At 74.9% G+C, this 12,189-nt stretch carries 9 protein-coding genes; 5 read left to right on the top strand and 4 right to left on the bottom strand.

Going from position 1 to position 12,189, the window contains the following annotated elements; genetic code table 11:
• Window positions 1–187 precede the first annotated feature (187 nt).
• Window positions 188–1,222 (bottom strand): ADP-ribosylglycohydrolase family protein, encoded by a 1,035-nt coding sequence (locus CHF15_RS10830; RefSeq protein WP_245938763.1) that lies wholly within the window; start codon window positions 1,220–1,222, stop codon window positions 188–190.
• Between the two features lie 417 nt (window positions 1,223–1,639).
• On the opposite strand from CHF15_RS10830, the gene CHF15_RS10825 reads away from it, so the two are divergent.
• Together CHF15_RS10825 and CHF15_RS10820 are read left to right on the top strand one after the other, a co-directional pair.
• A complete protein-coding gene (locus CHF15_RS10825; RefSeq protein ID WP_089223456.1) occupies window positions 1,640–2,920 on the top strand; it encodes a VWA domain-containing protein in 1,281 nt (426 codons plus the stop codon).
• Entirely contained in the window at window positions 2,920–3,816 is an 897-nt protein-coding gene (locus tag CHF15_RS10820; RefSeq protein WP_089223455.1) for a hypothetical protein, read from the top strand. The genes CHF15_RS10825 and CHF15_RS10820 overlap by 1 nt, the downstream gene beginning before the upstream one ends.
• A 62-nt stretch (window positions 3,817–3,878) precedes the next feature.
• On the opposite strand, the gene CHF15_RS10815 is transcribed toward CHF15_RS10820, so the two are convergent.
• The 3 genes from CHF15_RS10815 to CHF15_RS10805 form a co-directional block, all read right to left on the bottom strand.
• Window positions 3,879–4,313, bottom strand: a complete 435-nt coding sequence (locus CHF15_RS10815) for an ankyrin repeat domain-containing protein (protein WP_089223585.1) — start codon at window positions 4,311–4,313, stop codon at window positions 3,879–3,881.
• Between the two features lie 10 nt (window positions 4,314–4,323).
• The gene (locus CHF15_RS10810) at window positions 4,324–5,424 is read right to left on the bottom strand and encodes a WD40/YVTN/BNR-like repeat-containing protein (protein ID WP_179279729.1); all 1,101 of its coding nucleotides are present in this window, start codon (window positions 5,422–5,424) and stop codon (window positions 4,324–4,326) included.
• 516 nt (window positions 5,425–5,940) lie between these two features.
• On the bottom strand, window positions 5,941–7,287 hold the full coding sequence (locus CHF15_RS10805; RefSeq protein WP_089223454.1) for a hypothetical protein: 1,347 nt from the start codon (window positions 7,285–7,287) through the stop codon (window positions 5,941–5,943).
• A gap of 272 nt (window positions 7,288–7,559) precedes the next feature.
• On the opposite strand from CHF15_RS10805, the gene CHF15_RS10800 reads away from it, so the two are divergent.
• The 3 genes from CHF15_RS10800 to CHF15_RS10790 all read left to right on the top strand — a co-directional run bounded on the left by CHF15_RS10800 (window position 7,560) and on the right by CHF15_RS10790 (window position 12,188).
• A complete protein-coding gene (locus CHF15_RS10800) occupies window positions 7,560–8,525 on the top strand; it encodes a hypothetical protein (RefSeq protein ID WP_089223453.1) in 966 nt (321 codons plus the stop codon).
• A gap of 55 nt (window positions 8,526–8,580) precedes the next feature.
• Window positions 8,581–10,125 (top strand): APC family permease, encoded by a 1,545-nt coding sequence (locus tag CHF15_RS10795; protein ID WP_089223452.1) that lies wholly within the window; start codon window positions 8,581–8,583, stop codon window positions 10,123–10,125.
• A gap of 104 nt (window positions 10,126–10,229) precedes the next feature.
• A complete protein-coding gene (locus tag CHF15_RS10790; protein ID WP_089223451.1) occupies window positions 10,230–12,188 on the top strand; it encodes a primary-amine oxidase in 1,959 nt (652 codons plus the stop codon).
• Window position 12,189: the final 1 nt, after the last annotated feature.

Here is a 12,189-nt window from a genome sequence, read left to right as displayed (position 1 = left end):
GCGGCAAAGCATGTTGGCGACGCTTTGCAAAGTGCAGAACGCGCCATGCCGCGGTGTGCCATCGCAGCTGACGGGTCGTCAGTCGCGTCGGGCGCGCCTCCCACGGCGGGTCGGCGCCCGGTCGGCCGCCGCCCGGCCCCCGGTGTCACGCGGGACCCGGGCCGGGGGTTCTGGCGCGGGGCGCGGCTCACCAGCCGGCGTCGTCGTCGGTCCCGCCCCGGGCGGTGAGCACCGCCAGCCGGACCAGGTCGGCGCCCGTGAGGCCCGGCCAGCCGTTGACGGCCTGCTGCCAGTCCAGCGGGATGCCGGAGCAGCCCCATCGCGCGCCGAGCAGGGCACCCGCGATCGCCGCGACGGTGTCGGTGTCCGTACCGGCCCGTACCGCCGCCTCCAGGGCGGACTGGAGGTGCTGGGCGGGGAAGCGGCCCTCGGCGGGGTTCGGTTCGGGGACGGCGGTGCGGGTGATGGCCGACCAGGCGGCCTGGAGCGCGTGGACGACCCAGCCGTTGTTGACGAAGTGGTGCGGCGGGTGGGCCTCCGCCTCGTCCAGGCGCTTCGCCCACGCCTCCCGGCGCTCGGGCGGGAGCAGGGCCAGGCCCTCGCGCACCCCGTCGAAGGTCCCGTGCAGCACCGCGGTGCGGATGCCGGAGCACCACAGCACGCAGGCGTCGGCGCAGTCGGGATCGGGATGGGTGAGCGCGCTGACGGCGATGGCGGCCTCGGCCATGGCGGCGGGGTCACCGAGGTGCGCGAGCGCCACGATCCCGGTCCGCATCAACGAGCCGTTCCCCGCGCTGCGCGCGTTGCCGGCGGTGTACTCCCGGGCGGCCTCCCGCATCGCGGTGCCCGCCGACCCGGGTGCGCGGGCGGCGGTGCTCAGGACCAGGCTGGTCTGGTTGCCGACGTCGCTGGCGCCTCCGCTCAGCCAGCCCTGGAAGTTGGCGGCGACCGCGTCCAGGGCTTCCGGGCTGCGCAGGTCCGCCCCGGTCGCGGCGACCTGGGCGATGCAGACCTGCATCTGGGTGTCGTCGGAGTACTCGCCCGGCTCGTACGGCCCCAGGCCGCCGCCGATCATCCGCGGCTGCTGATCCTCGCGCAGCGTCGCCTTGAACTCGTAGGGCACACCCAGCGCGTCACCCACGGCGGCGCCGAGCAGCACCCCGGCGGCCCGGTCGGCGGCCCGTGCGTCCAGGGGCGGATGGGGTTCGGGGGCGTGGGCCACTGGCGTCCTCCAGGTGATCCGGCGGCACGTGCGGGACGGGCCGGACGGCGGGTGCCGGGGCGAGCGCCGTCCTGGTCGAATACGGCTGCTCCGGGGCATCCCGGGGCTGCCGGTTCAGGAGTGATCTCCGGCGTGATGCCGCGTCAGCCTTGCATGAGACCCCCCTTATCGTCAATGGGACGCTATGGATGCGGGAGATGGCCGGGCGCGGTACCGCAGATGTGGCGGCGGCGGGGCGGCATCTGTTCTGACGGACCGTCAACTCGGTTGACCGAGGTGAACGAGAGGGATGACCGCGGCCGGTCGCTGGTCCGCGCGGTGTCCGGGGCCCGAGGCGGTGTCCGCTGCGGGGAAGGTCAGGGAGGAGCGGCCCGGGCCGAGTTGGGGGCGGCGGCGGATCTTCCATAGGATCCGCCAATGATCATAAGCAAACGGCTGGCGGCGGGGCTCTGCGGCCTCGCGGCCACCCTCGCCACCGCGCTCTTCCCGGCCGCGGCGCCGGCCGCCGCGGACGACGGGCCGGAGACCGCTCCCGAGCCCCCCAAGGTCGAGCTGGTGCTCGACGTCAGCGGCTCGATGCGGGCCAACGACATCGACGGCAGGTCCCGCATGTCGGCGGCCAAGCAGGCGTTCAACGAGGTCATCGACGCCGTACCGGACGAGGTACTGCTCGGCATACGCACCCTCGGCGCCAACTACCCCGGCAAGGACAAGAAGGTCGGCTGCACGGACACCGAGGCCCTCTACCCGGTCGGCACCGTCGACCGCACCGAGGCCAAGACGGCGGTCGCCACCCTCGCCCCCACCGGATGGACGCCGATCGGCCCCGCCCTGCAGGCCGCGGGCAAGGACCTCGCGGGCGGTGACGGCACCCGCCGCATCGTGCTCATCACCGACGGCGAGGACACCTGCCAGCCGCTCGACCCGTGCGAGGTCGCGCGCGAACTCGCCGCCGAGGGCACCCACCTGGTCGTCGACACCCTCGGCCTGGTGCCCAACACCAAGATCCGCGAGCAGCTCAGCTGCATCGCCGAGGCCACCGGCGGCACCTACACCGCCGTCGACCACGCCGACCAGCTCTCCGACCGCATCAAGCAACTCGTCGACCGCTCCGCCGACAACGTGGTCGTCACCCCCACCGTGACCCAGGGCGCCGACCGCTGCGACGACGCCCCGCTGCTCGGGGCCGGCGTCTACAGCGACCGCGAGGCGTTCACCGAGCACCGCTGGTACCGGGTGAGCGTCACCGACGGCCAGGAACTGCGGGCCTCCGTCAGCGTCGGCGCCGACCGCGCCGTCAACCGCGACTACGGCGTCCTCGTACGGGCCGTCACCAGCGGTGGCCGGGAGCTCGTACGGGGCTCCGAGGCGAGCAGCGGACGCACCGACGTCATCTCGTCCGGCCTGCGCTACGCCTGGCCCGAACGCGACGACTCCGACGCCGCGACCGCCCGCACCGTCTGCATCGAGGTCAGCAACTCCTTCTCCGCCCCGGACGCCGTCAAGCGCACCCCGGGCCTGCCGCTCGAACTCAGCGTCGACCTCGTCTCCTCGCCCGACGAGCCCTCCGACGTCGCCTCCTTCGGCCTGGGCCGCGGCTGGTGGCTGCTGGCGCTGATGGTGGTGACCGGTCTGGTCGCCGGTGTGCTGTGGGGCTGGATCTCGCGCTGGCGCGTCGCCGTCTGGAGGACCAACTGATGCGTACCATCCGAACGGCACGCCGGGCGGCCGCCGTCCTGCTCGCGGGCGCGGCCCTGTTCGCCGCCGGAGCGGGCACCGCCGCCGCCGACGACGCCACGCCCAGCCCGGGCGCGAGCGGCACGGGGGCCACCGAGGAGACCGTCCAGCCCGGCACCGGGTTCCGCACCGCGGGGAACCTCCGGCCGGGGGTGCGGACCACCCCGGCCAGTGCCTCCACCGGTGACTACCTGTACTGGGTGTTCCCCGCCGCCGCGGGCGAGGTGCCCACGGTCTCCGCGACCGTCACACTGCCGGAGGCCGCGAGCCGGCACGGCAACCAGACCTGGCAGCTCGACGTCTACGACGGCCTGCGCCGCCGTCAGGCGTGCGCCTCGGGCAAGCCGACCAGGACGGCGTCCGCACAGGACACCCAGCTGGAGCTGAGCTGCCGGCTGCGCACCGTCCGCGCCTGGTCCGAGGCCTGGGCCGACGACCCGCTGCCGGGCGCGTACTACATCCGCCTGACCGTGCTGCGGCTCCCGGACCAGGACCTCGGTCTGCCGGTCCAGGCGCAGATCGGCACCACCTCGACGGACGCGGGCGGCTCCAAGGCCGTCGACGGTGAACTCGCCGCCCCGCTCACCCCCGTCGCCAAGGCCGGGGCCACCCTCGACCCCGATGCCGTGCCGTCCGTCTCCGCCACGGAGGAGTCCGACGAGGCTGCGGACGACGAGGCCGACCCCAGCGCCTCCCCGGTGCCGGCCGGTCTGGCCCAGCCCGAGGACGGCTGGGGCGGCGGCTGGTGGTCCGACCGCTGGATCTGGACCGCGGCCGGAGGCGTGCTCGCCGCGCTCGCGGGCGTGGCCGGCTACAGCCTCACCCGTGGACGGGGACGCGTCCGCCCGGTCGCCTGACCCGCGGGACCTCTCACGCGCCGGTACGGAGCCCCGGCGGCTCCGTACCGGCGCGTCCGCGTTCACCCCTGCCCGGCGGCCGCCCTGCGTGCCGCCGCCGCGCGCAGCAGCTCCGCCGTCCCCGGGTGCGGGCCGCGTTCCGCCCATTCCAGCGGGGTGAGCCCCGTGCCGTGGTCCTCGCGCAGCCCGGGGTCGGCTCCGTGGGCCAGCAGCTGACGCACCGTCTCCTCGTCGCCCCAGCAGGCGGCGGCGCACAGTGGCGTGCCCTCGTCGCCGTGGCCGCTCTCGGTGTCCGGCCGCGCCCCCGCCGCCAGGAGCAGCGCGGCCACGGCTGACGCGCCGCTCACCGAGGCGGCGTAGAGCGGGGTCGTACCGTCCGGGTCGGCGTGCTCGGGGGACGCCCCCCGGCGCAGCAGCTCCCCGGCGGTACGGAGGGCGCCGCGCCCCGCCGCGGTCACCAGGGCCCGGCTCAGCTTCTTGCGGCGTCTGCGGTTCACCGGGGGCAGGTCACCGGGCGGCCGCCCCGCCCCGGCCGATCCCCAGGCGGGCGACGCGACCCTGTTCACCGGCGGCCCAGCAGCCCAGGTCCGGGGCGCAGTCGACGGTGTCGTAGGACCCGGTGTCGAACGGCCGCCAGGTCCGGCCGCCGTCCAGGCTCAGGTCGCTGCCGGACGGGCCCACCGCGATCGCCGCACGCGAGGAGTGCGGCAGCCAGGCCACGCCCGAACGGTAGGCGGCCGGGGGACGTCCGGAACCGGACCAGGTCGCGCCGCCGTCGCGGGACACCGCGGCGGCCTCGGGGGAGGCCTGGTCGGGGCGGTAGTCCCCGCCCACGGCGATCCCGTGCCGCGCGTCGCGGAAGGCCAGCGCGAACACGCCCTTCGCCGGGTCGCCGGCGGGCAGCGTGGACGCCGCCACCGTCCAGGTCAGCCCCCGGTCGCGGGAGTGCAGGACACGGGCCTGCGACGCCCCGCCGGTCGCCAGCCACACGTCGCGCGGGCCACGGCTCACCAGGCACTGACCGCTCGCCGCGAAGGACGCCTCGCCGGCGAGGGCGGGCGGCATGCCCGCCGAGGGCAGCACCCGCCAACTGCGGCCGCCGTCCGCGGTGGACAGCATCCGGTACCTGCCGTCGACCGGGTCGCTGACGGCGAGGCCGTGCCGGTCGTCGAAGAAGGTGACGCAGTCGTAGAAGGCCCGGGGGTCGGTGTTGCGGAAGGTCTCCGTCCAGGTCGCGCCGCCGTCCTGGGTGCGGAACACGCGGGACGCCTCGCCCTCCCCGATCGCCAGCACCACCGCGCGCCGCGCGTCGAACGCCTCGATGTCACGGAACTGCAGCTCGGCGGCGCCCGGCGGCGACACGTCCGCCCAGCGGCGTCCGCCGTCCACCGTGCGCAGCACCTTGCCCTCGGAACCGGCCACCCAGGCGGTGTCCCTGCCGACCGCCGCCAGCCCGCGGAACCGGGCCGTGCTGCCGGTCTCCTTCAGCTCCCAGCGCGGACCGGGCCGTTCACCCGTCGCGCGGGCCGGGACCGCCGTCAGCGCGGCGAGCGCCGCCCCGCACAGCACGGCCGTCCACACCCGTCTCATCGTCCCCATCGGCGTCATGGCGCGGCAACCTAGCCCACCGCGCGGAACCGCACCAGACCGCCTCCGGCGCACCGCGCCGTTCCCGTCCTCGGTCGCGTGCGCCGCGAGCGCGGGGGCGCGCGGACCTGTGGCTGCGACGCCAACCGGGTTCGTCGGCCCCCGGGTCCGCGAGGGCGCCCCGCCGCCGGCGACCGGAGCATGCGGCGGCGGGAGCGGGTATCGTCCCGGCGCGGTCGGTCCGCCGCGGTCCGCGCGGTGTTCGCACTCCCTTCGCGGGGCGGGTCCTCGGGGAGTCAGTGGACGGCTGCGCTGGCAGGGCTCCCGGGGCCTGCGGTCACGCCGCCGGTGGCGGGCCGCGCCGGGGCGTCCCGGTGTGGTCGGCGCGGTGTCCGAACTCCCCCGTGGGAGGGTCCTCCGGGAGTCAGTGGACTACCTGCCGGCCACGGCACCGCACTGCGGGGCGTCAACCGCGGCTGCTGAGAGTCTGGTTCGGCGGGCCGCAGGCCGCCGTGCCGGTGCGGCCCGGCCGGATCGTCAACGGGCCGGCGACAGCGCCGCCCTGGCCTGCTCGACGGCGATGGCCACCCGGGGGGAACCGCAGTCCCGGGCGAGTTCCACGGCGTCCCCGGTCAGGGCGCGGGCGGTGTCGAGGTCGCCGGTCAGGGCGCGGGCGAGCGCGGCACGCGCGGTGTAGAGGGTGCGGTCGCGCCGGTAGAGGGGGTCCTGGATCGCCAGCGCCTTCTCCAGCAACGGGGCGGACTCCTCCGCACGGCCGAGGTCCAGCAGCGCGATCCCGCTCTGCGCGCACAGCTCCGCCTCGTCGAACCAGTAGATCCAGGACGGGTCGTCGTCACCCGGCGCGGTGTCCAGCAGCCGCCCCGCCTCCTCCAGCGACCGGCGGCACGCCGAGTCCTCGCCGAGTCCCGCGTGCGCCCGGGCCCGACGGGTGGCGAGCATCGCCCGGGTGCGCGCGGTCGCCCCCGCCGCGGCGGACTCCGCGGCCCGGGCCGCGGCGAGTGCGTCGTCGTGGCGGCCCGCGAACACGGCCTGCAGGCTCAGTCCCGCCCACAGGTTGGCGGCCTGCGGGCGGTCCTGCGCGCCGTGCGCGAGGCGCAGTCCGGTGAGGTAGTGCCGCTGGGCGGCCCCGTGCCGTCCGCAGTCCGTGGCGGACCAGCCGCCCAGCTGGGCCAGCCCCGCGGCTGCGCGCAGCAGGCGGGCGTCGAGTCCGCCCCGGCACGGCCCCCGGCGCAGCAGGTCCAGGGCGATCCGCAGATCGGCCTCGACCCGGTGCCGCACGGCCGCGCCGCCGAGCCGGTCGTCCAGCCGGCGCAGGCCGAGCACACCGCGCTCCAGCCAGGCCACGGTCTCCTCGTCGGCCGCCGGCCCCTCCCGGCCGGCGACAGCGCCGGCGCCCGCGCCCCCGTCGCCCGGCGGCGGCCCGCTGCCCCGCACGTCGTCCGTCGCGGCCGACCAGTCGGCGACGGCGTCGCGGAACTCCGGCCCCTCCAGCACGGGGTGGCTCCGCGGATCGCGTCCACCGCCGTCCAGCAGGGCGTCCAGCGCGTCGAGACCGCCCACCCGGGTCCACGGCAGCCCGTCGGGGATGCCGTCGAACGCCGGTAACCAGCCGGGCCACGGGCGGGCGTCGACCTCCCGCAGCGGTACGCCCAGCGCCCGGGCGAGGGCGCGCTGGCTGTCCCTCTCCGGCACCACACCCCAGTGTTCCCAGCGCCACACCTTCTCCCGCCGGGCCGCCATGGGCACGCCGAGGGCACGGGCGTTGTCGGCGACGACCCGAGCGAGGTCCTGGTAGCTCCAGCCGTGGCTGCGCCGTACGGACGCCAGGGGATGGGGAGGTGCCGGCGCGGTGTCGTCCGCCACGGCGATGCTCCTTCGTCTCATATTCGTACGTTCGAATATCAGGCGCGGCGCGTGCCGCGCAGGCGATCGCCGCTATCCGTCCCGATCCGTGTTCCGCGGCGCCCGCCCGCGCTCGGACACACGTGCGGGACTACATCGAGACAACAGATCCAGACTTGAAGTGGACCTGCTCATACCGGTTGGCTTTGTGTGATCAAGCGATCACCGGACGCCGAACGGGAAGCCCCGCCCCGGGCCGGACCTCACGTGCGCGCCGTGGAGGCACCCCGAGGATGACTCCTCCTCCACCCCCGTTCGGTTTCTCCCGCTCCCGGGACGACCTGCGGTTCGATCCTGCCCTGGACGACGAGCCACTGGCCGACGCCCGCGCCGCGCTCGCCCAGGGACGCTGGACGGCCGCCCGCAGCCTGCTCGCCGAGACCGGTGACGACTGGGACCGCCGTGGGCACCGCCTGGTCGTCCTGGGCGAGGGCGGCGCCAGCGCCACCTGGGCCCGCGAGTGGCAGCTCGCCGAACCCGGCAGTTCCGACGCGGCCGCGCTGCTGGCCGCCGCCACGGTGTTCCGCGTCGTCGCCGGCAAGGAGAAACCCGAACGGGCCCGCGAGGCCTGCCTCGCCGCCGCCGCGCTCACCCCGGCCGACCCCACCCCGTGGCTCTGCCTGCTGATCCTGGCCCGCCACACCGGCAGCGACGACGAGCAGATACGCGCCTTCGACCAGGTCCGCGGCCGCCACCGCAGCCACCACCACGGGCACCACCTGATGACCGCCTGCCTCGCCGAACGCCCCCAGGCCGCCGCGGACGGCGGGGCCTTCCACGAGGTGTACGAGTTCGTCGACTGGGCCGCCGGCGAGGCGCCCGCCGGCTCACCGCTGGCCGTCCTCCCGGTCGTCGCCCACGCCGAGCTGTACCGCGTCCAGGCCACCGCCGGCACGCTGCCCGCCGACCCCGCGGCCTCCGGGCACTGGGACGGATGGCGGGCCCGGCAGGCACTCAAGCGGGGCTTCGACTGGTGGCTGGAGTTCGACGGCGACGAGCACGACCACCCGCGCCTCCACCTCGACCTCAACTTCCTCGTCCACGCGCAGTTCCTGCACGGCCGCACCGCCGAGGCCGCGGCCCTGTTCAACCGGATCGGCGGTCACGCCACCCGCATCCCGTGGGCCTATCCGGACCGCGACCCCAAGAAGGCCTTCCGCGCCGCGCGAGAGGCCGTCCTCGGTCCCGGCTCCCCGTAGGGCCCGCCCACATGACGCACCAGCACCACCCCACCCCTCCCAGGAAGGAACCGCCATGCTGACGGGCAACAGCGGGATCAGCACGTTCAAAGGCGAGGAGAGAGCCCTGCGGGCCGACCGCCTCGGCATGTCAGGCCTGCTCCTTTCCGTGGTCGCCGCCAGCGCGCCGCTGATGGTGGTCGCGGGCGTCATGCCCACCACGTACGGCGTGATGGGGATCGTCGGGCAGCCGCTGCTGTTCGTCATCCTCGGCGTGGTGCTGCTCCTCTTCAGCGTCGGCTACGCCGAGATGAGCCGCCACGTCCACAACGCGGGCGCCTTCTACGCCTACATCGCCCGCGGACTCGGCGGCACCGCGGGCGCCGCCGCCTCGCTCGTCGCCCTGGTGTCGTACAGCGCCATGCAGTTCGCGGTCTTCGGCCTGTTCGGCTTCGAGATCTCCGGGCTCTTCCAGACATATCTCGACACCACCGTCGCTTGGTGGATCCCGGCCGTCCTCGGCGTCCTCGCGGTCGGCGCGCTCGGCTGGCTCAAGATCGACGTCAACGCCAAGGTCCTCGGCGTCCTGCTGCTGATCGAGATCGCGCTCGTCGTCATCTTCGACGTCGCCGCCATCGGCAGCCCCGCCAAGGAGGGCCTGTCGATGCACGCCTTCGACCCGAGCACGCTCAGCGGCGCGGGCCTGGGCACCGCCCTGTGCTTCTGCATCGCCAGCTTCGTCGGCTTCGAGCAGTCGCCGGTCTACGCCGAGGAGACCAGCCGGCCGCAGGTCGTGGTCGCCCGGGTGACCTTCCTCGCCGTCACCTTCGTCGCGGTCTTCTTCGCCATCAGCTCCTGGGCGCTGAGCATCGCGGCCGGCCCGTCGCAGATCGTCGAGGAGTCGCAGAAGCAGGGACCCGGACTGCTCTTCGGCCTCAGCGAGTCCATCATCGGCGCCACCTTCACCGACGTCCTGCACGTCCTCTACGTGACCGGCATGTTCGCCTGCCTGCTCAGCTTCCACAACGTCGTCGCCCGCTACGCCTTCGCGATGGGCCGCGAGGGCCTGCTGCCCTCCGCCTTCGGCCGCACCAACCCCAACAGCGGTGCCCCCGCCTTCGGCTCGCTGCTGCAGACGCTGGTGTCCCTCGGCTTCGTGGTCGCCTTCGCCGTCACCGACAGCAGTGCCGCGGCCGACCACGACCCGACCGCGCCCGTGCTGAAGCTGTTCACCTGGTTCGGCAACGTAGGCGCCCTGGGCGTCATCGTGCTGCTGGCGACCGCGTCCTTCGCCGTCATCGGCTACTTCGTCCGCCGCGGCGCGCTGCGCACCCAGGCGCCGCGGATCGCCGCCTCCGCGCTGGCGGGCATCGCGCTGATCGTCATCGCCGTCTACGCCGTCAAGGACTTCGACGTCCTGGTCGCCGGCGACGGGTCCGCCGTCTCCTGGGTGCTGCCCGGCATCATCGGCGCCGCCGTCGTCGGCGGCCTGGTGTACGGGGCGGTGCTGCGCGCCACGCGTCCCGAGGTGCACGCCCGCATCGGCCTCGGCAACGAGGCGTTCCGGATCGAGCAGGCCCGTGAGTCCGCGGGCACCGACGCGGAGACCGCCGCCTCCTGACCCCGTCCGGCCCGTCGCCCCTCTGGCCCGGGGGGCGGCGGGCCGGTTCCATGTCCGTAGCACCCGTCCGCGCAACGACCAACGTCCACAAGAGGGTTGTCCCGATGTCCTCCTGCTGCCACACCGACGCAGACGCCGCGCCCGCCGCACCCCACCCCCTCGACCCGCTGACCGCCGACGAGATCTCCGCCGCCCGCCGCATCCTCGCCGAGGAGGGCAGGGTCACCGACGCGACCCGCTTCCCCCTGGTCCTCCTCGACGAGCCCGACCGGCACACCGCCGACGCCCACCGCGACGGGGACCCCGTGGTGCGCCGGCTGCGCGTCACCCTCCTCGACTCGCTCACCGGCGCCGCCGCCGAGGCCCTGGTCGACGTCACCGCGGGCGCCGTCGTCGCCCACCGCGAACTCGACACCGAGCAGGAGGGCCAGCCACCGGTCACCTTCGAGGAGTACGAGATCGTCGAGCAGGTCGTGAAGGCCGACCCCGGCTGGCGCAAGGCCATGGCCGAACGCGGCGTCACCGACCTGGACCTCGCCGTCGCCGCCCCCCTCGGCGCCGGCCCGCTGCGCTTCGAGGACCGCCCCGGCGCCCGCCTGATGCGCTCGCTGACCTGGCTGCGCTGCAACGCCTCCGACAGCCCCTGGGCGCACCCGGTGGCCGGGCTCGTCGCCGACGTCGACGTCATCGAGCGGAAGGTCGTCCGCCTCATCGACACCGGCGCCGTGCCCATCCCCACCGAATGCGGCCGCTACGAGGCCGAGTTCAACGGCCCGGCCCGCACCGACCTGCGCCCGCTGGAGATCACCCAGCCCGAGGGACCGTCCTTCGCCCTGAGCGGCCGGCTGCTGACGTGGCAGAAGTGGCGCTTCCGCATCGACTTCAACGGCCGCGAGGGCCTGGTCCTGCACCAGATCGGCCACGAGGACGGCGACCGCGTCCGCCCCGTGCTGCACCGGGCCTCCCTGGCCGAGATGGCCGTCGCCTACGCCGAGCCCGGCGACGACCGCAACTGGGTCGCCTTCCTCGACGCGGGCGAGTACTCCCTCGGCCGCAACGCCAACGCCCTGAAGCTGGGCTGCGACTGCCTCGGCGAGATCACCTACCTCGACGCCGTCCTCTCCGACGACCTCGGCAACCCCGAGACGCTGCCCAACGCCATCTGCATCCACGAGGAGGACTACGGCCTCCTGTGGAAGCACACCGACATCTTCAACGACATGGCCGCCGAGAGCCGCCGCGCGCGCCGCCTGGTCGTCTCCTACATCGCCACCGTGGGCAACTACGACTACGGCTTCTACTGGTACTTCCACCAGGACGGCACGATCGGCTTCGAGGCCAAGTCCACCGGCATCGTGCAGACCTCCGCCGTCGAGCCCGGCACCGCCGACGCGGTCGGCACGGAGGTCGCGCCCGGCCTGCTCGCCCCGTTCCACCAGCACCTGTTCTGCGTACGGCTGGACGCGGCGGTCGACGGCCACGCCAACACGGTGGAGGAGGTGGACGTCGTCCCCGTCCCGAGCGGACCGGACAACCCCAACGGCAACGTCTTCACCACCCGCGTGACCCCCGTCGCCGACAGCGCCGAGGGCGGCCGCCTCGCCGACCCGCTGGCCGGCCGCCGCTGGCGGATCACCAACCCCGGCTCCCTCAACCGCATGGGCAAGCCCGTGGCGTACACCCTCGTACCGCAGCCCGGCCCGGTCGTCCTGGCCCAGCCGGACTCGGCGGTCGCCCGCCGCATGGCCTACGGCACCAAGCACGTGTGGGTCACCCGGCACCGCCCCGAGCGGCGCTTCCCCGCGGGCGACTACCCCAACCAGAACGCGGGCGGCGCCGGACTGCCCCTGTGGACCGCGGGGGGCGAGTCGCTGGAGGACACCGAGCTGACCGTCTGGCACACCTTCGGCCCCACGCACCTGCCGCGGCTGGAGGAGTGGCCGGTCATGCCCGTCGACCACAGCGGGTTCACCCTCAAGCCCACCGGCTTCTTCGACCGCAACCCCTCGCTCGACCTCCCCAAGGAGACCCCGCGGGGCGAGGGCCACTGTCACACCGCCTGAG

This window comes from Actinacidiphila glaucinigra (genome assembly GCF_900188405.1).
In the GTDB taxonomy this organism is placed as follows: Bacteria; Actinomycetota; Actinomycetes; order Streptomycetales; family Streptomycetaceae; genus Actinacidiphila; species Actinacidiphila glaucinigra.
Note: the sequence above shows the minus strand (reverse complement) of the source record. Positions and strands in the feature narration are given on the sequence as shown.

What these genes read in the sequence shown, in the direction of transcription:
- CHF15_RS10795 (WP_089223452.1), top strand. Translation starts at nt 8,581, where the DNA reads ATGCTGACGGGCAACAGCGGGATCAGCACGTTCAAAGGCGAGGAGAGA.
- CHF15_RS10820 (WP_089223455.1), top strand. Translation starts at nt 2,920, where the DNA reads ATGCGTACCATCCGAACGGCACGCCGGGCGGCCGCCGTCCTGCTCGCG.
- CHF15_RS10810 (WP_179279729.1), bottom strand. Translation starts at nt 5,424, where the DNA reads ATGACGCCGATGGGGACGATGAGACGGGTGTGGACGGCCGTGCTGTGC.
- CHF15_RS10800 (WP_089223453.1), top strand. Translation starts at nt 7,560, where the DNA reads ATGACTCCTCCTCCACCCCCGTTCGGTTTCTCCCGCTCCCGGGACGAC.
- CHF15_RS10825 (WP_089223456.1), top strand. Translation starts at nt 1,640, where the DNA reads ATGATCATAAGCAAACGGCTGGCGGCGGGGCTCTGCGGCCTCGCGGCC.
- CHF15_RS10790 (WP_089223451.1), top strand. Translation starts at nt 10,230, where the DNA reads ATGTCCTCCTGCTGCCACACCGACGCAGACGCCGCGCCCGCCGCACCC.